The following is a 20,331-nucleotide window of genomic DNA, read 5'->3' as shown; positions in this document are numbered from 1 at the left end:
GAGTGACGCCGCGGTGAGGGACGCAGACACCCTTGGGCTCGCCCGTGGAGCCGGAGGTGAACATGACGTAGGCAAGGTCATTGCCCGTCACATCCAGAGGCAGCGTGGAAGAAGGCTGGCCTGCGATACGAGAAGCCTCCTCATCGATGACGAGGAGAACGGCGCCAAAGGCCGGCAAGTCGTCGACGACGTCGGAGTGGGAGAGGACGACTCCCGCGGCGGACTCGCGAAGGACGAAGGCGAGACGCTCGGAGGGCCAGGCCTTGTCGAGAGGGACGTAGGCCGCCCCCACCTTGAGGATGGCGAGGAGGGAAACAATGAGGTCCGCGGAGCGGTCAAGGCGGACAGCGACGCGAGAGCCCGGGAGCACACCCAACGAGCGCAGGTAATGAGCGAGCTGGTTGGAGCGCGAGTCGAGCTGGGCGTAGGAGAGCGACTCCTCGCCGGAGACGACCGCGGCAGCGTCAGGCGCGAGCGCGGCCTGCACGGCGAAGAGGTCCTGAATGCTCGCGTTGCGCGGGTAGTTCGCCGTGGCGCCATTCCAGCGCGTGAGCACCAGTTGCTTCTCGTCCGGCGTGAGCAGCGACATCCGTCCGAGCCGTGCATCAGGCGCGGTGACGGCCTCCGTGAGCAGCACGGAGAAGTGCCGCGACAGGCGCTCCAGGGTCGCCGCGTCGAAGAGGTCGGTGTTGTAGTTGAAGACGCCCGAGAAGCCGCTGCCGCCCTCTTCGAGCAAGAGACTGATGTCGTACTTCGACGTCTCCAGCTCCGGAGGAAGGTGCGTGAGGGTGATGCCAGGAAGCGCGAGCGTCGAGTTCGGCGTGTTCTGAAGGGTGAGGGTGACCTGGAACAGCGGACTGCGGCTCAGGTCACGCTGCGGCTGAAGCTCCTCGACGAGCTTCTCGAACGGGACGTCCTGGTGCTCATAGGCGGCCAGGGTGGACAGGCGCACCTGTGCCAGCAGCTCACGGAAGGACTGTCGGACGTCGATGCGCGTGCGCAGAACCAGCGTGTTGACGAAGAAGCCGACCAGGCCCTCGGTCTCCGCGCGGTTGCGATTGGCGATGGGCGAACCCACCAGGACGTCGTCCTGGCCCGAGTAGCGTGACAGCACGAGCTGCCACACGGCGAGCAAAATCATGAACGGCGTAGCGCCTTCGCGCTGCGCGAGCTCCCTCACCGCGTTGCTCACGCTGGCGGACAGGGAGATGGGAAGCACCGCGCCATGCTCGGTCTGCGCGGCGGGACGGGGCCTGTCGGTGGGCAGCTCCAGCGCGGCGGGCGCTCCGGAGAGCTGCTGCTTCCACCAGTCCAGCTCCTGACGAAGCGTGTCGCCGCTGAGCCGCTGCCGCTGCCAGACGGAGAAGTCCGCGTACTGGATGGGCAGGGGCGCGAGCCGCGCGGACTCGCCGCCGGAGAACTGGCGATAGAACGCACCCAGCTCCCGGACCATGACCTCCGTGGACCAGCCATCCGAGATGATGTGGTGGACGGTGACCAGCAGCAGATGGTGGTGCGCGTCGAGCCGAAGCAGCGTGGCCCGGACGAGCGGCCCACGGGCCAGGTCGAACGGACGCAGGGCCTCTTCCCGCATCAGCCTGCGCGCTTCCTCATCCCGGTGCGATGGCTCCAGCAGCCCGAGCTCCTGCACGGGCAGGTCCACCCGCGCCTCGGGCTCGATGACCTGAACGGGCTGCGCATCACGGACGACGAAGTGCGTGCGCAGCACCTCATGACGCTGGACGAGCGCCCGCAGGGACTGCCGCAGGGCCTCGACATCCAGCTCTCCTTCGAGCCGCAGGGCCGCGGGCAGATTGTACGAAGCGGTGCCCGGCTGGAGCTGGTCCAGGAACCACAGACGCTGCTGTGCGAACGACAGGGGCAGGTCCCCATCGCGCGGAACCGGGCGCAGCTTCGCCGGGCCCGAGTCCGCAACAGCCCCACCCGAAGCGACCTGGAGCCGCTGAGCGAGCAGCTCGACGGTGGGCGCCTCGAACAAATCGCGCAGCGGCAGCTCCACGCCGGTGGAGGCACGAAGCCGCGCCACCAGTCGCGTGCCCAACAGCGAGTGACCACCCAACTCGAAGAAGCTGTCGGTGACACCGACGCGCTCGATGCGAAGCACCGAGGCGAAGAGGGAGGCGAGCAGCTCCTCTGAGGGCGTGCGAGGCGCGACGAACTCGCGCGAGGCGGGGACGAAGTCCGGGGCCGGGAGCGCCTTGCGTTCCACCTTGCCACTGGGGCTCAGGGGGAGCGCGTCGAGGAAGACGAAGGCGGAGGGCACCATGTACTCGGGCAGGCGCTGGGAGAGCGCGGCCCGGAGTGCGGCGGCGTCGACATCACCGGAGGAGACGACGTAGGCGACGAGACGCGCCTCGTCGCGGACGACGACGACGGTATCGGAGATGGAGGGAAGCGAGCGAAGCGCGGCCTCGACTTCACCCAGCTCGATGCGGAAGCCGCGCAGCTTGACCTGGAAGTCGGAGCGGCCGAGGTACTCGAGAGTGCCGTCGGGCAGCCAGCGAGCGACGTCGCCGGTGCGGTAGAGGCGAGCGCCGGGAGTGGCGCTGAAGGCGTCGGGGATGAAGCGCTCAGCGGTGAGGTGGGGCTTGCGCCAGTAGCCGAGGCCGACCTGGACGCCGCCGATGAAGAGCTCGCCCGGGACGCCGACGGGAGAAGGCTGGGAGTCGGGGTCGAGGACGTAGAGGCGCGTGTTGGCGACCGGCCTGCCGATGGGGATGGAGGAGCGAGAGGAGCCGCGAGCGCAGTGGAAGAAGGAGACGTCGACGGCGGCCTCGGTGGGGCCGTAGAGGTTGTGGACCTCGGCGGAGGCAGGCAGGCGCGCATGGGCGCGAGCCACGAGGTCCGAAGTGAGGGCCTCACCACTGCACACGACGCGGCGCAGACCGGAGAGCTTCTCGACGCCCGGCTCCTCGAGGAAGGCGCGGAGCATGGAGGGGACGAAGTGGAGCGTGGAGACGCGCTGCTCGGCGATGAGGCGCACGAGGTAGGCGGGGTCCTGGTGACCACCGGGCTTCGCGAGGACGAGGCGAGCGCCCGTCATGAGGGGCCAGAAGAACTCCCAGACGGAGACGTCGAAGGAGAACGGAGTCTTCTGGAGGACCGTGTCCATCGCCGTGAGGGCGTACTGCTGCTGCATCCACAGCAGGCGGTTGACGACGCCTGAGTGGGCATTCATGGCGCCCTTGGGGCGGCCCGTGGAGCCGGACGTGAAGATGACGTAGGCGAGCGAGTCCGGGCCGGCGAGCGACTCGAGCGAAGAGGAGGGCTGGCGAGAGACAGCGTCCCACTCGGAGTCGAGGCAGAGCACGTGAGCGGCGTGCGGGGGGAGAACGGACTTCAGGTGCTCGTGCGTGAGGAGGACAGGCGCGTCGGCGTCCTCCAGCATCCCTGCGAGGCGCTCACGCGGATACGCGGGGTCCAAGGGCACGTACGCGGCGCCAGACTTGAGGACGCCGAGCAGCGCGACGACGAGGTCGAGCGAGCGCTCCAGGCAGACACCGACGAGGACGCCGGGGCGAGCACCGAGCGAGCGCAGGTGGTGCGCGAGCTGGTTGGAGCGCGAGTCGAGCTGGGCGTAGGTGAGGACGCTGTCCTCGAAGCGAATGGCCTCCGAGTAAGGCGTGCGCATCGCTTGCGACTCGATGAGCGAGTGAAGCGTGGCCTCACTCGGGTACTTCACCTGCGCGCCCTGGAAGTCGGCGAGGAGCTGATGGTGCTCCTCGTTCGTGAGGAGGGGCAGCTCGGACAGGCGGGTGTCCGGGTTGGCGGCCACCGCTCCGAGCAGCGTGTAGAAGTGACCGCGCAGCCGCTGGATGGTCGCGACGTCGAAGAGGTCGGTGTTGTACTCCAGCCAGCCGAAGATCTCGTCCGGCCGGTCCTCGCGCAGCTCCAGCAGCAGGTCGAACTTCGCCGAGCCCGGGTCCACCAACAGATAGGTGGACTGCAACCCCGGCATCGACAGGTCCTGGCGCGGGGTGTTCTGGAAGCTGAACATCACCTGGAACAGCGGGTGACGGCTCAAGTCCCGCGGAGGCTGCAGCTCCTCCACCAGCTTCTCGAAGGGCAGCTCCTGGTGCGCATACGCCGCCATGCACACGTCCTTCGCGCGACGCAGCAGCTCGCGGAAGGTGGGGTCGCCGCCCAGGTCATTGCGCAGGACCAGGGTGTTGACGAAGAAGCCGATCAGCGACTCCAGCTCTGGCACGTTGCGACCGGCGATCGGCGAGCCGACCGTGATGTCCGTCTGCCGCGAGTGCCGGTGCATCAACGTCTGGAACGTGGCCAGCAACGTCATGAAGAGGGTGGCCCCTTCCTGCTGGCTGACCTCCTTCAGCACGCGCGTCAGCGCGACGGGAAGCGTGACGAACTGACGCGAGCCTCGGTACGTCTGGCGGGCGGGACGCGGCCGGTCCGTGGGCAGCTCCAGCGGCTCCGGCAGCGTTTTCAGATGTTGCTTCCAGAAGTCCAGCTCGATGCGCAGCCGCTCACCCTGCATCCGCTCGCGCTGCCACTCCGCGAAGTCGGAGTACTGGATGGCGAGCTCCGGAATCGCGGGCGTCTGGCCCGTGACCTCCGCCGCGTAGAAGGTCATCAGCTCGCGAACGAAGACACCCAGCGACCAGCGGTCCGTCACCAGGTGATGCATGGTGACCAGGGCCACGTGGTTGTCGGGACCCAGGCGCAGCACCTTGCCGCGCAGCAGCGGTCCACGCGCCAGATCAAACAGGCGCTGGGACTCCTCGCTGGTGCGGCGCTCCACCTCCCCGTCCTGCTCCGCCTTGCCCAGGTGGGAGATGTCCTCCACGGGGATGGTCAGCGTCAGCTCCGGCAGGACGATCTGCACGGGGAGCCCGTCGTCCCTCGCGGCGAACACCGTGCGCAGCGACTCGTGGCGCCGCACCACCTGGTTCACACACCGCGCCAGCAGCGGGATGTCCAGCACGCCGGTGAACTGCACGGTGATGTGGACGTTGTACGCGAAGGCCTGTCCGCCCTCGAGCTGGTCCACCACCCACAGGCGCTGCTGCGGGAATGAAGCAGGCGCGGGCTCGGTTCCGGCGCGACGCGGAATGGTCCGCTCGAGCGCCTGCGTCGTGGCGGCCTGGAGCTGCCCCTTCTTCTCCTTGAGGAGCAATTCGTACAGCGCACGCTGCTTGGGAGTGAGCTTGTCGAGATTCTTGGAGCTACCGCTCATTGCTGGACTCCGACTGCGGAGCCTCCGCTCGCTGGGATGACCCAGGGCGGAGGGGAAGGTTGCTGGGGCCGAAACGGGGTCGTCGGCCCGACTGAAATTCGGTGGGGGCTAGCTCGAACGTCTGGCCAGCTCGGCTTCAATCTCTTCGTCGCTGAGGTTGGACAGCTCCTCGAGCGCGGCGTCACTGGCGGCCTCTTCGAGCGCGGTCTGGTGGTCCGCCACCAGCTTCGCGAGGGAGGCCACGGTCGCGGCCTCGAAGAGCTTCGCCAGGGGAATGTCGAAATCGAACTGGGTGCGCAGGCGTCCGGCCACGCGCGTGGCGAGCAGCGAGTGGCCGCCCAGGTCGAAGAAGTTGTCGTTCAGTCCCACGGAGTCCACGCCCAGGACTTCCTGCCAGATGGCCGCGAGCTGCTTCTCCAGCTCGCTCGCGGGCGCCACGAAGGGCGTCTTCGCGCGACGGGGCTTGCCAGCCGCGCGCGCACCCGAGGTGGGCTGGGACGTGTCGCGCTGAATCCACAACTTCCAGCGCTGGGCCAGGTCACCCGTGGCGACGACGACGTGGCCATCCACGCCGAGCGTCACCAGACGACGGACGGCCTCGGCGCCCTCCTGGGGCGTCATGGCGTACTGGTCCATGCTGGTGCGCACGTGGTTGTGCTTCGTCTCCTCCGGCCAGGGGTCCCACGACGCGCTCACCCAGCGCGTCCCGGTGCTTCCCGAGTGGGCCTGCGCGAAGGCGTCCATGAAGAGGTTGGAGGACGCGTAGGTCAGGTAGCCGAGGCCACCGAGGACTGCGGCGTTGGACGAGAAGAGCAGGGCGAAATCCGCCGAGCGGGTGCTCAGCACCTCCTGCAACGCGTAGGTGCCGTAGACCTTCGGACCGAACTGCGTCTCCGACTCGCCCCGGCCAATCTCCGTCAGCGGGTTGTAGAGCGATGGGCCATGCGTGACGCCCGCGCAGTGGAGCACGCCATTGAGCGCGCCGAACCGGGCCTCCACCTGCGCCACCGCGGCCTCCAGTTGCGCCGCGTCCGCGACGTCCGCGCGCACCACCATCACCTGCGCGCCAAGCCGCTCCAGCTTCCGCACCTGGAGGATGCGCTGGGCCACCGCGTCGTCCTCGGGATGCGTGGCCAGATACGAATCCCACTCGGACGTCGCCGGCAGGGCGGTGCGTCCCAAGAGCGCCAGGCGGGCCTTGAGCGTCTGGGCCAGGTGCTCGGCGAGCATCAGGCCCACGGCGCCAAGGCCACCGGTGATGAGGTAGACGCCCTGCTCACGCAGAGGAGCCGCCGCCTCGCCCGAGTGCTCCAGCCGCAGCGGCGCAAGGGTCTGCGTGAAGCGGTGGTTTCCGCGCCACGCCACGACGGCGTCGCGCGTGCGCTGACTCAGCTCGGCGACCAGCCGCTCCGCGAGCTTCTCCACGCCGGCGCCAAGAGGCTCCGGTGCAATCAGGTCGATGCAGCGCGTGCTGACGTGCTCCTGCTCCTGCGGAATCACCTTGCACGGCCCCAGCAGCGTGGCCTTCTCCGGGAGGGCATTGCCCTCGCCCGCCACGTCATGCAGCCGGTCCGTCACCACCTCCAGGCGCACGGGACGGGAGGTGTCTCCCTGCGCGAGCGCCTGTCCCAGGTGCAGGAGGCTGTAGTAGCCCGTGTCCTGCACCTTGCGGAACAGTTCGGGCCCCGGAAGGCCCTCGCCCGACGAGGCGAGGCTCCACAGGTGGACGACCACGGACGGGCTCAGCTCCTGGTCCGCCAGGTCCTTCCACAACGTGGCGTAGTCCCCGCGCAGGCGAGGATCCACCGCATACCGGCGCGCGGCGTCCCGCATGAAGGAGCTTCCCTGGCGCACTCGCACCACGTCCTGGCCAGCCTCCTCCAGGCGGCGGCACAGCGCCTCGCCGACGCCCACGCCGTCCACGAAGACGACCCAGCAGCGACGCTCGGCCAGGGCCTTGCGGTCCAGGGCCACGGGCGCAGTGCGGTGCCACGTGGGCGCGTGGAACCACTCCGCCATGTCCACGAGCTTGCCCTGCGGCGCCTGGGCCTGCGTGGCCTCGACGCGCGAGCCCGGCGCCACCCAGTAGCGCTGACGCTCGAAGGGGTACGCGGGCAGCGGCACGCGGCGAAGGACGCGGCCCTCGCTCACGGCTTCCCAGTCCACCTCCACACCGTCCAGCCAGAGCTGCCCCAGCGCGCCGAGCACCGCCACCGACGCGGGCTGGTTCGTCCCCGATGTGGGCAGGCAGCCGTGCACGGAGCGAGTCCCCGTGCTCCCGGCCAGCGCGCGGGCCTTCTCGACGAGCGGCCCCGCGGCCCCCATCGCGAGCACGACGCGAGAGGGCTCCTTCACCAGCTCGCGTAGCGCATCGTCCATGCGCGGCGCGCGGCTCGTCGCGTCCTTCCACGTCTCGGGGCGGGTGGCCTCGGCGGACGTGAGCAGGGCTCCCGTGGCCAGGGAGTAGAGCGGCACCTCCGGCGCCTTCAGCGTCGCGGCGTTCGGTGACAGCTCACGCCCCTCGGCTCGGGCAACCGTCAGGGAGAGGGCCTCCTCCAGCGGGAGCGTGCCCGCGAGGCTGGCGGCGATCCACGCGCCCATGCCTTCACCCAGCATCGACTCCGGCTGCACACCCCACGACATCCACAGGCGCGCCAGGGCGTACGCCTCCACGAAGCGCGCGGCGGCGGTCACCGCGCCGGAGACGGCCGGTCGGCTCCCGTCCTCGGGATACAGCACGGCGCGCAGGTCCACGCCGAGCCGCGACTGGAGCAGCTCCGCGCACGCGTCCACCTCCGCGCGGAACGCGGGCTCCGAGCGATACAGCGACTCCAACGGAGCTTCCGCTCCGGCGTCGGAGAAGAGGAAGGACACGGGGCGGTTGCCCGTCTCGTGCGTGCCGGAGAGCACGCGCTGCGGCTCCGCCATGCGCAACACCCGCATCGCATCCTGTCCATCGCGCGCCACCAGGACGCGGCGGTGCGCATGGGCCTTGCGGCCCACCTGGAGCGTGTACGCCACATCCGCCAGCGTCTGCTCCGGATGCGTCTCCAGGTGCTGCGCGAGCCGCGCGGTGGCCGAGTCGAGCGCGGTATGGCTGCGCGCGGACAACACCAGCAGCTCCCACGGACGGCCCGTCGAAGCCGCGGGCGCGGGAGGTGCTTCCTCCAGGACGATGTGGGCGTTGGTGCCGCCGATGCCGAACGAGCTGACGCCCGCGCGCCGGGGCGTCCTGCCGCGCGGCCAGGGCTGGAGCGCGGTGTTCACATAGAAGGGCCCGCTGTCGAAGTCGATCTGCGGGTTGGGGGACTCGAAGTGGAGGCTGGGCGGGACCTGCTGGTGCTTCATCGCGAGGATGGCCTTGAGCAAGCTCGCGCTGCCGGCCGCCGCGTCCAGGTGGCCCACGTTCGTCTTCACCGAGCCGATGGGCACCGTGCGACGGCCCTTCGCCTTCGCGCCGAACACCTTCGTCAAGGCGCGCAGCTCGATGGGGTCTCCCAGCGCGGTGCCCGTGCCATGCGTCTCCACGTAGGAAATCGTGTCGGCGGGGACTTCCGCCGCGGCGAGGGCGTCCTTGATGACGGTGGCCTGTCCCTGCACGCTGGGCGCGGTGAAGCTGGCCTTCACGGCGCCGTCGTTGTTGATGGCGGAGCCCTTGATGACGGCGTGGATGGTGTCGCCGTCCGCCAGCGCGTCCTCCAGCCGCTTGAGGACGACGAGGCCGATTCCGCTGCCGAAGATGGTGCCCGCCGCCTTCGCGTCGAAGGCGCGGCAGTGGCCGTCCGGCGAGGCGATGCCGCCGTACTGATACAGGTAGCCGACCTTCTGCGGCACGTTGATGGCGACGGCGCCGGCAATCGCCATCCGGCACTCGTCCGCGAGCAGGGCCTGTCCCGCCAGGTGCAACGCGACGAGCGCCGTGGAGCACGCGGTGTGCACGGAGTACGCGGGGCCGCGCAGGTTGAGGCGGTGCGCCACGCGCGTGGTGAGGAAGGCCAGGTCATTGCCCAGGCCAATCTCGAACGGGTCCAACCCGCCAAGCGCGGAGGGATTGGAGAAGAGGTTGAAGACGTACGTGTCCGTGCGCGCTCCGGCGTACACGCCGATGCGGCCCTTGAAGCGCTCGGCGTCGTAGCCCGCGTTCTCCAGCGCCTCCACGGCGCACTCCAGGAAGACGCGCTGCTGCGGGTCCATCACCTCCGCTTCCTTGGGGGTGACGCCGAAGTAGCCCGCGTCGAACAGGTCCGCGTCCTCCAGGACGGCGGCGGCCTTCACGTAGTTCGGGTCCGAGCGGATGGCGGCCGTGTCGAGCGCGCTCGCCTCCAGCTCCGCGTCCGTCAGGAAGCTGATGGACTCCACGCCGTCCCGCAGGTTGCGCCAGAACGCCTCCAAGTCACGTGCACCCGGGAAGCGCCCCGCCATGCCGACGACGGCGATCTCCAACCCCGTGGTGTCCGCGCTGGATGAATCCGTGGCCATGTCTCTCTCCAAAGTCCCGCTCAAGTTTCGACCTTCCTCGCCCGTTGCTGCTTCAGCGCCGACTTGCGACGCTGTTGCCGCCCCTCGTCTTCCGCGTCCGCCTCGTCCTCGGCCTTCGAGTCCGTGGCCAGCCCCACTCGTCGGACCAGGTCCTCGAGGAGCTGACGCGCCTTCATTGTTCCGTGCTCCGCGCGGAGCTGTTCTCCCAGCCGCGCCGCGGACGCCTGGATATCCGCGCGAGCGTGCACCGCGCTCAACGCGTCCCCGAGTCGCTCCGCGCTCAGCTCACCAATCGGCAGCGCCGCGCCCCCGCAGCCCTGCTGCTGGACGACCTCGCCCCAGGTGAACTGGTCATACGTGTGCGGCACCACGACCTGCGGGACGCCCGCCCGGAACGCCGCGCCCGTGGTGCCCGCTCCGCCGTGGTGCACCACGCACGACACGCGCGAGAAGAGCCAGGAGTGCGGCACCTGTCCCAGGGCCCGCACCGTCGGAGGGAGGACGCGCTGGCCCAGGCCGCTCCATCCGTGCTGGATGAGTGCCCGTCGCCCCGCGCGCACCGTGGCGGCTACCAGCGTGTCCGTCAGCGCCGCCGGGTCCGCGTGGGTCATGCTGCCGAAGGTGATGCAGACGGGCGGCTCGCCCTCGGCGAGGAACGAGGCCAGCTCCGCGTCCGGAGTGAAGGCCGGCTCGTCGACAAGGCAGTACCCGACCGTGTGGTGGTGCGGGGGCAGGTCCGAGGCGGGAGGCCGCACGTGCCGGCTCAGCGCGGTGAGCACCAGTTGATTCGACAGGCCATCCACCAGCGGGTTGTCGAGCGGTGGAAGGCCATGGGCCTCGCGCAGGGGATTGACCAGTCCGCGCACGGCGAACTGGAAGGCGGGGCTGCCGCCTCCGCTGCCACTGTGTTCCACCAGCACCGTGACGAAAGGCAGGTGCGTCAGGTCATGCACCATGCGCGCGACGGGCTGGACGCGTCCGCTGACGAGCACGTCCGCGCCCTGACATGCGGCGCGCAGGTCCTGGAACATGAGGGGCAGCGCCTCCAGGAGCGGCTGGAAGAGCTGGAGCATGCCCCCGGCGGAGTGCACGACGTCGGGGCTCCCCATCATCGCCTGGGTGATGCCGCTCTGGGCTTCCCGCAGGTCGGGGCCCACCGGAATGAAGTCGACGTCATGCTGTCGAGCGAGTGCGCGGTACGACGGCGCGGCGGCGAGCACGGGCTGGTGCCCGTGACGCTTCAGCTCGACCGCCAGCGCCACGAAGGGCTGGATGTCGCCGAGGGTTCCGAAGTTGGTGAGGATGGCTCGCATGGGCGGGGGCGTGGAGGTCGAGAAGGAGCCGCGACGACTCAGTCGCCTTCCTCCGGTTCTTCATCGTCCGCGCGGCGACGGGAGCGCTGTCGCTGGAGATTCTGCTTGCGGCGCTGCACGGCGGACTCGCGCTCGTCAGCCTCGCTGTTCGCGGAGCCGGGTCCCGCCTCGGGAGGCTGGAGCAGCACCGCCAGGGCCTTCACGGTGACACCCTCGTAGAGGCTGGACGCGGGAACGCTGACGTTGAGCCGCCGCTTGAGGCGGTCACTGAGTTGCACGGCGATGAGGGAGTCGCCGCCCAGCTCGAAGAAGTTGTCCTGGATGCCGATGGGCGCGACGCCCAGCGTCTGCTGCCACAGGTCGGCGAGCGTCCGCTCCATGTCCGTCGTCGGCGCCACATAGGCGCTGCGCAGGTTCGCCGGCCGCGGATGCTGAGGCCGCGCCGCGGGCTCCTCCCGCGTGTCCTCGGTGCCGAGCGCTTGCGGCGCCGGGGACAGCCGCGCGGCCACGTCGTGGGTGGACACCACCAGCCAGGGGCCCGTGGCATGCGCGAGCGCGCGGCTCAGGGCCTCGGCGCCTTGCTCGGGCGAGAGCGCCAGTCGGTCCAGGGCCTCACCGCGTGCACCGGGGTGCGCGCCGTAGTCCTCCACCTTCACCACGTCCCAGCCCAGGCTCAGCCACCGCCGTCCTTCATGTGACGCGGCCTGGGCGAAGGCGTCCTGCCAGGCGCTCGCAGCGGTGTGCGCGACGGTGGCCATGCCTCCGAGCACCGCGGAGATGGACGACGCCACCACGCGGAAGTCCAGCGCCCGGTCTCCGAGCACCGCATCCAGCAGCGCCAGTCCACGCGCACGCGGGTCGAAGTGCCAGGCGGTCTCCTCGGGCCCCGTCTCCGAGACGAGCCGCGCCACCTGGTCCTTGGGGAGCCACGCCGCGTGCACCACGCCATGGAGCGCGCCGAAGCGGGCCACGGTCGTATCGATGGCCTCGCGCAACGACTCCTGTCGCGTCAGGTCGGTGGGCAGCACCACCACCTCCGCGCCCAGGGCCTCCAACTGCCGCGCGCGGCGGATGCGCTGCGCCCACGTCTCGCTCTCTTCGTGACGGGCGACGTGCGCATCCCAGGTGTCGCGCGACGGAAAGCCGAGCGGCTCCAGGCAGACGAGCTTCGCTCCGGGAGACAGGCTGGCCAGCGCGCGCCCGTTCATCGCACCCAGGCCGCCGAGGCCATGGACGAGCAGGTACACGCCGTTGGGGCGCGCGCTCGGATGCGGCGCGGGCACGTCGGGAAGGGGCAGCGGCTCCAGGCCCTGCACCCAGCGGTGCGGACCGCGCAGCGCCACCACCGTCTCACGGGGCAGCGAGCGCAGCTCGGCGCGAAGTGCCTGGAGGCTGGTGGCGGAGAGTCGTGCCTCCGGGCTCGTCACCATGTCCACATGGTGGAACCGCAGGAACGGATGCTCCTGCTGAATCACCCGGCAGGGGCCGAGCAGCGTGGCCTTGTCGGCGCGGAGTGACTCATCACCGGTGACGTCGTGGACGTGGTTGGACACCACCCAGACAGTGCAGGGGCGCTCCGACGTCAGCTCGACGAGGGCCCTCGCGAGGCCGACGAGCGTGAAGTAACCGCCCGCCTGGACCTGCGCGAAGGACGCGGGCGCATCCGTGGTGAGGCTCCACAGATGCAACACGGTATCAGGCAGCCGGCCCGCGTCCCGCAGCGCGGTGATCAGCGCGCGCAGGTCCGACAGCGAGCCCGGCGCGACGGTGTAGCTCAACTCCCCGGAGTGACTGAAGCCCGCGCCTGGGCGCACGCGGAGCACCATCCGCTCCTCGCCGGGCTCGGGCGCAAGCAGTGCGTCGGTGGGAGAGGACTCGTCCTCGAAGACCAGCCAGACGCGCTGGTTCGCGGCCTTCGCGGTGCGCCCGGGAGGCAGCGGCGCGCGCTTCCAGGACGGCGCATGGAACCAGCGCTCCATCGGCGCCTGGGCGAGCGGCAGCCCGAGCGTCTCGCTCGTGACGGGCGCGGCCTCGACGCTGGACTTCGTGTCGGGCTCCACCCAGTAGCGCTTCCGCTCGAACGGGTAGGTCGGAAGCGGGACGCGGTGGCGACGCCCCTCACCGTGGAAGCCGCGCCAGTCCACGGTGACGCCGGCCTGCCAGAGTCCACCCAGCGTCGTGTACGCGTGCGGGGGCGCATCGGCGGCCACGGTGTCCTGCGAGGAGGGCATCGAGCTGAGCACCGGACGTGAAGCGGTGGCGTCCGGATAGCGCCGCGTGAGTCGACTGAGCACCTGTCCCGGACCCGCCTCCAGCACCACGCGCTTCGGGTCGGAGAGGAGCGCGTGCAGTCCATCCGCGAAGCGCACCGCGCCACGCAGGTGCTGGGCCCAATACTTGGGGCTCGTCGCCTGCTCCGTCGTAATCCACGTCCCGGTGACGTTGGAGACGAAGGGCAGGGTGGGCGGACGAAGGCTCACGGCCGCCGCGCGTGCCGTGAAGGCCTCCAGGATGGGGTCCATCATCGCCGAGTGGAAGGCATGCGACGTGGCGAGCACGTGGCTGCGAACGCCGGCCTCATCGAGCTGGCGCTTGAGCTTCTCCACCGCTTCCGTCGGCCCGGAGGCCACGCACTGCATGGGCGCGTTCACCGCGGCGAGGCTCAGCTCGGTTCCGAGATACGGACGAACCTCGTCCTCGCTCAGCGGCACCGCCAGCATGGAGCCGGCGGGCAGCGACTGCATCAACCGGCCGCGCGCGGCGACCAATTGGAGCGCGTGCTCCAGCGTGAAGACCCCCGCGAGGCACGCGGCCACGTACTCACCAATGCTGTGCCCCAGCATCGCCGCGGGCTTCACGCCCCAGGACATCCAGAGGCGCGCGGTGGCGTACTCGATGACGAACAGCGCCGGCTGGGTGAACTCCGTCCGAGCCAGCGTCTTCTCGTTCTCCGCCGGGTCCCCGGACTTCGGATACATCACGTCGCGCAAGTCGCGCCCGCCCAGATGCGGCTTGAGCAGCTCGGCGCACCGGTGGACCTCGACGCGGAAGACGGGCTCCGCGTCATACAGCGCTCGCCCCATGCCCACGTGCTGCGAGCCCTGTCCCGGAAAGAGGAACGCCACCGGGCGCTCCACCGCGTCCTGGGACTCGGTGTGGAGGCGGGCATCACCTTCCTGGGAGAGCACCTCCACCGCGTCGCCCACGCTTCGCGCGAGCAGGAAGCGCCGCTGCGAGAAACGCTGGCGTCCCGCCTGGAGCGTCCAGGCCACGTCCGCGAGCTTCGCGTCGGGCTGCGCCTTCAGGGCCTCGGCGAGACGCCGCGTGCTGGCCTCCAGCGCGGAGGGCGTGCGCGCGGACAGCGGCAGCAGGTGCCACGGGCGACGTGAGGCCGTGCTGTCGGGCGTGCGAGGCGCCTGCTCCAGCACGACGTGCGCGTTGGTGCCGCCCACGCCGAAGGAGCTGACGCCGCCGCGCCGGGGCAGCGCGCCCGCGGGCCAGGGCTTGAGCGTCGCGTTGACGTAGAAGGGACTGCCGTCGAAGTCGATGGCCGGGTTGGGCCGCTCGTAGTGGAGGCTGGGCGGCAGCTCACCGTGCTTCACGGCCAGGGCCGTCTTGATGAGGCCGGTGATGCCGGCGGCGGCATCCAGGTGGCCCACGTTGCCCTTCACCGAGCCCAAGGCGCAGAAGCGCCTGCGCTGAGTGGAGGAACGGAAGGCGCGCGTGAGCGCTTCCACCTCGATGGGGTCGCCCAGGGGCGTCGCGGTGCCGTGGGCCTCCACGTAGCCGATGGAGTCCGCGTCCAGTCCCGCCGCAGCGAGCGTCTCCGCCACCACCTGGGACTGGCCCTCGATGCCCGGAGCGGTGTAGCCCGCCTTGAGCGCGCCATCGTTGTTGGTGGCCGAGCCCTTGATGACGGCGTGCACCGTGTCGCCATCCCGCACCGCGTTGCGCAGCTTCTTCAGCAGCACGACGCCCGCGCCACTGCCGAACAGCGTGCCCCGGGCCTTCGCGTCGAACGGGCGGCAGCGGCCATCGGGAGACGCCATGCCTCCCTCGGCGTGCCGGTAGCCGTTGAAGAAGTTGACGTTGACGGAGGCGCCGCCCGCGAGCGCCATGTCGCACTCGCCATTGAGCAGGCTCTGGCAGGCCAGGTGCACCGCCACCAGCGACGTCGAGCAGGCGCTCTGCACGGCGTGGCTGGCGCCTCGGAGGTTCAGCTTGTACGAGACGCGGGTGGCCAGGAAGTCGGTGCCGTTGCCGATGTTCACCTGCACCGGCTCCACGGACTCCAGCACGCGGGGATTGCGCGCCAGGTTCATCAGCAAGTACGTGTTGAGCGTGGCCCCGCCATACACGGAGATGGCGCCCGGGTAGTCGCGCGGCGAGTAGCCCGCGTGCTCCAGCGCCTCCCAGCAGACCTCCAGGAAGACGCGGTGCTGAGGGTCTGTCAGCTCCGCCTCGCGGGGCGGCATGTCGAAGAACGCGGCGTCGAAGGACTCGGGCTCCGGCAGCACCGCCGCCGCGCGCACGTAGTCGGGGTCCGCCACCAGCTCCGGGGGGACTCCGGCCGCGAGACACTCCTCGGGGGTGAAGAAGCGGATGGACTCCACGCCGCCGCGCACGTTCGCCCAGAACTCGGCCGTGTCGCGTGCGCCTGGAAAGCGCCCGGACATGCCGATGATGGCGAGGTCTGCGTTGTCGATGTCTTCCGGCTGCTTCACGTCCACGTCATCCGCTCCTTCGCTGCTCTACTCACGGCGACTGCGCCGCTCCCTGCGCTGGGCTCCCCGGTTCTGACTCGCCTCGAAGGTGGGGGCATCCTCCGGAGCCGGCAGACTCCCCAGCCGCTTCGCCAGCGCGGCCACGGTGGGCGCCTCGAACACGGAGGTGAGGGGAACGTCGCGTCCCAGCTCACGCTTCAGGCGACCGACAATCTTGAGCCACAGCAGCGAGTTGCCACCGAGGTCGAAGAAGTTGTCGTGGATGCCCAGTTGCGCCAGTCCGAGCTGCTCCTGCCACACCTTCGCCAGCGCCAGCTCCACGTCATCCGTCGGCGCCACGTACTCGGTGCCGAGCTGGGGCCGCTCATGCGTCGCGCCACCCGCCGCGTCCGCCTGCTTCCCCGCGCCCTCTCCCCGCACCCACCGCGCGACGCGTGACACGAGGTCGCCGGTGGACACCACCACCTGTCCGCTCAAAGGGGATTCCACCACGCGGCGGAAGGCCTCCACCGCCTCGGTCGGAGACATGGCGAACACGTCGATGCTCGTGCGGACCTCGCGCGTCACCTCGTCCATGCCGGGCCAGCCGTCCCAGTTGGTGCTCAGCCACCGCGTCGACCCCTCGCGCGAGCGAGAGACGGCGAAGGCATCCAGGAACGCATTCGCCGCGCCATACGCCGCGAGCCCCAAGCCTCCGAGCACCGCCGCGTTGGAGGACACCAGCAGCACGAAGTCCAGCGACCGGCCCGTCAGCGCGCGCTCCAGCGCGTAGGTGCCATGGACCTTCGCCCGGAAGTGGGGAGCGCAAGCGGCGGCGTCCAGTCCGGAGAGCAGCGCCACCGCGCCTTCACCCGCGAGGCCCGCCGCGTGAATCACTCCGTCCACCGCGCCGAAGCGAACGTCCGCCTCCGCGAGCGCCAGGCTCAGCCGTGACTCGTCCGCCACGTCGGCGCGGACCACCAGCACCTCCGCGCCCGCCGCTTCCAGCTCACGCACCGCGCGCTGCTTGTGGCCGCCCGGGTCCACCTCCAACCCCGCGCGGCTCACCAGGATGAGCCGGGCTTGATGGGCGCTCGCCAGGTACCGCGCGAGCAGCAGGCCGACGCCACCCAGGCCACCGGTGATGAGGTACACGCCCCGGGCCTTGAAGGGCTGCGCCGCCAGGGCATCCTGCTCCAGCCGCAGCGGCTCATGCGTCTGCGCCAGCCGGTGCGTCCCGCGCCAGGCGACCACGGGCTCCTTCGTGTCGGAGGTGAGCTCGCGCAGCAGGGCGTTCGCGGCCGTCGACACGCCGCCATGGCCCAGGTCCACGTAACGGCAGGCCAGGGTGTCGTGCTCCTGGGGAATCACCTTGCACAGCGCGGGCAGGGTGGCGTGCTCGGGAATGACTTCGTCCGTGCTCTCCACGTCAAACGCCCCGCGTCCCACCACCGTCAGCTCCACGGGGCCGGGCAGGGACTCCTCCGCCAGCGCGCGCGTGAGCCGCAGCAGGGGATGGAATCCGCGCTCTTGCAGTTGCTCGAAGCGCGACTCGGCCGACTCGTGCTCGGCGCCGTCGAGTCCATCCAGGCTCCACAGGTGGACGATGCGCTCCACCTTGAAGTCCTTCGCCTTCAGGGCCAGCAGCAGGAACGAGGGCTCCTGCGTGTCCACGGGGTCCATGCTGAAGTGGTACTCGCCCAGCTCCTGGAGCCGAGCGCCGCGCGACACACGCGCCACGCGGTGACCGGCGCTCTCCAGTCGCGTGGCCAGGGACTCGCCGACGCCGCCCGCATCCAGGAACACGACCCAGTCGCGTGTCGTGCTGGCGCCCGCGCGAGGCAGGGGCAACGGCGCGCGCTTCCACGAGGGCACGTAGAACCAGCCGCCGACGTCCGTCGTCTTGCGCGTCGCGCCTCGTCGCTGCGTGGAGGGCGCTTCAGGCGCGAGCCAGTAGTCCTGTCCCTCGAAGGGATAGGTGGGCAGGGGAACGCGCAGGCGCCGCTTCTCGCCGCGCACGCCGTTCCAGTCGACGTCGATTCCCGCCGCCCAGAGCTTGCCGAGCGTGGCGGTGAGCAGCTCCTCGTCGGGCACCGGGTCCTGCGGATGGCGCAGCGAAGGGAGGACGGGAGGCGCCTGGGGGCCGGTGAGCTGGAGTCGCGCGAGCGTGCTCAGCGTGCGGCCAGGGCCGACCTCCAGGTACACGCGGTGGGGAGTCTCCGCCAGCGTGCGGATGCCGTCGCCAAAGCGCACCGTCTGCCGCAGGTGACGCGTCCAGTACGCCGGGTCCGTCGCTTCCTCGGGCGTCATCCACGTGCCGGTGACGTTGGACATCAACGGCAGGGTGGGCGCGTTGCGCTGGAGCGTCCCGATGAACTCCTGGAAGCGCGCGAGAATCGGCGACACCAGATGCGAGTGCGCCGCCACGTCGATGGGGATGTGACGGAACTCCACCTCGCGGCGAGTCAGCTCCGCCGCCAGGGCCTCGACGGCCTCCACCGTGCCGGCGACCGCGCACTGCGAGGGCCCGTTCACCGCCGCCAGGGACAGCGTCTCCCCAAGCAGGGGCCGCACCTCGGACTCAGGCAGGGGCACGCTGAGCATGCCGCCACCGGGCAGCTCCTCGAAGAGCTTGCCGCGCAGCACCACCAGCGCCAGCGCGTCCTCCAGCGAGAACACGCCCGCGAGGCAGGCCGCCGTGTACTCACCCAGGCTGTGGCCGATGACGGCCTCGGGCTTCACGCCCCACGACTCCCAGAGGCGCGCCAGCGCGTACTCGACGGTGAACAGCGCGGGCAGCGCCAGCGAAGTCCGCTTGAGACGCTGGCTCGCGTTCGCCGCATTGGCCGCGTCCGGGTACATGACGGGCTTCAGGTCGAAGCCCAGCCGGGGGCGCAAGAGCGCGAAGCACTGGTCCACCGCTTCGCGGAACGCGGGCTCCGCGTCGTAGAGGCCCCGGCCCATGTCCGGGTACTGCGCGCCGCCGCCGGGGAACATGAAGACCGCCGACGTCGTGGCGGAGCCGGGCGCGAGCGTGAACAGCCGCTGCGGGTCCCTCGTCTCCAGCACGCGCACGGCGTCGTCGCGGTCGCGGCACACCAGCACGCGCCGGAGGTCCAGCGCCTTGCGGCCCATCTGCAGCGTCCAGGCGACGTCCGCGAGCGACTGCTCGGGGTGCGTCTTCAAGTGCTCCAGAAGGGAGGTGGTCTGCTTCTCCAGCGCCGTCTGCGTCCGGGCGGAGAGCACCAGGAGCTGCCACGCGCGCGCCGAGTCTCCCGGCCGGACGAACGGAGCCTCCTCCAGGATGACGTGCGCGTTGGTGCCGCCGATGCCGAACGAGCTGACGCCCGCGCGGCGCGGCGTGGCGCCCTCGGGCCAGGCCTTGAGCGCGGTGTTGACGTAGAAGGGGCTGTTGGCGAAGTCGATGCGCGGGTTGGGCGCCTCGTAGTTCAGGCTGGGCGGCAGCTCCCCGTGCTCCAGCGAGAGCACCGTCTTCACCAGCCCCGTCACGCCCGCGGCCGCGTCCAGGTGACCCACGTTCGTCTTCACCGAGCCGAGCCCGCAGAACCCACGCTTGTCGGTGCCGGCGCGGAACACGGTGTCGAGCGCCTGCACCTCGATGGGGTCTCCGAGCGGCGTGGCGGTGCCGTGCGCCTCCACGTAGCCGATGGAGTCCGGCGCCACCTCCGCGATGGCCTGGGCCCGGGCGATGACCTCCACCTGGCCCTCCACGCCGGGCGCGGTGAAGCCGACCTTCATCGCGCCGTCGTTGTTGATGGCGGATGCGCGGATGACGGCGTGGATGGTGTCGCCGTCGTTGAGCGCGTCCTCCAGGCGCTTGAGCACCACCACGCCCGCGCCGCTGCCGAAGAGCGTGCCCTGGCCCTTCGCGTCGAACGCGCGGCAGTGGCCGTCCGGAGAGGTGATGCCACCTTCCTGGTAGTGGTAGCCGGTGCGCTGCGGCATGTGCACGGACACGCCACCCGCGAGCGCCACGTCACACTGGTAGCCGAGCAGCGACTGGCAGGCGAGGTGCGTGGCCACCAGCGACGTGGAGCAACCCGTCTGCACCGTCAGCGCCGGGCCCTTGAAGTCCAGGTGATAGGCCACGCGCGTGGCGAGGAAGTCCTTGTCGTTGGCCACCATGGCCGGGAAGGTGTCCTCGGCCTGCTGGAACTCCGCGCGTGAGAGCAGGTTGAAGAGCAGGTAGCTGCTGAGGCTGGAGCCCGCGTAGAGGCCCGTCGTTCCGGGGATTCGCCCCGGCGCATAGCCCGCGTTCTCCAGCGCCTTCCAGACACACTCCAGGAAGACGCGGTGCTGGGGGTCCAACAGCTCCGCCTCGCGAGGGGCGTAGCCGAAGAAGCCCGCGTCGAAGCGGGCCGGTCGCTCCAGCACCGGCGCCGCGCGGACGAAGTGGGGGTTGGCCAGGAACGCAGGGTCAACACCCAGCGACTTGAGCGCGTCGTCGGAGAAGAAGGTGATGCCTTCCACGCCTTCGCGCAGCAGGCGCCAGAACGCGTCCACGTCCTCGGCACCAGGAACGCGCACGGCCATGCCGACGATGGCCACCGCCAGCCCCACGTCCCCCTGGTACTCCCGCTGTTGCCCCATGATGGTC

5 protein-coding genes are annotated in these 20,331 nt (G+C 70.5%); all 5 read right to left on the bottom strand.

The features are described from left to right. Positions 1-5,218, bottom strand: a 5,218-nt coding sequence (locus HUW62_RS16830; RefSeq protein ID WP_176435032.1) for a non-ribosomal peptide synthetase, incomplete at its 3' end; no start/stop codon positions are given. A gap of 108 nt (positions 5,219-5,326) precedes the next feature. After that, positions 5,327-9,697, bottom strand: a complete 4,371-nt coding sequence (locus tag HUW62_RS16825) for a type I polyketide synthase (RefSeq protein ID WP_255203471.1) — start codon at positions 9,695-9,697, stop codon at positions 5,327-5,329. A 20-nt stretch (positions 9,698-9,717) separates the two neighbouring features. After that, positions 9,718-11,010, bottom strand: coding sequence for a glycosyltransferase (locus HUW62_RS16820; protein ID WP_176435030.1), 1,293 nt, complete (start codon positions 11,008-11,010; stop codon positions 9,718-9,720). Between the two features lie 38 nt (positions 11,011-11,048). Beyond that, positions 11,049-15,740: a type I polyketide synthase gene (locus HUW62_RS48115; RefSeq protein ID WP_217911373.1), complete on the bottom strand. Its 4,692-nt coding sequence runs from the start codon at positions 15,738-15,740 to the stop codon at positions 11,049-11,051. Positions 15,741-15,761: 21 nt separating this feature from the next. Then, positions 15,762-20,324 carry a type I polyketide synthase gene (locus HUW62_RS16805; RefSeq protein WP_176435029.1) on the bottom strand — a complete coding sequence of 1,521 codons (4,563 nt, stop codon included), beginning with the start codon at positions 20,322-20,324 and terminating at the stop codon, positions 15,762-15,764. Positions 20,325-20,331: the final 7 nt, after the last annotated feature.

The sequence above is a fragment of the Myxococcus sp. AM011 genome (genome assembly GCF_013372595.1).
Taxonomy (GTDB): Bacteria; Myxococcota; Myxococcia; order Myxococcales; family Myxococcaceae; genus Myxococcus; species Myxococcus eversor.
Note: the sequence above shows the minus strand (reverse complement) of the source record. Positions and strands in the feature narration are given on the sequence as shown.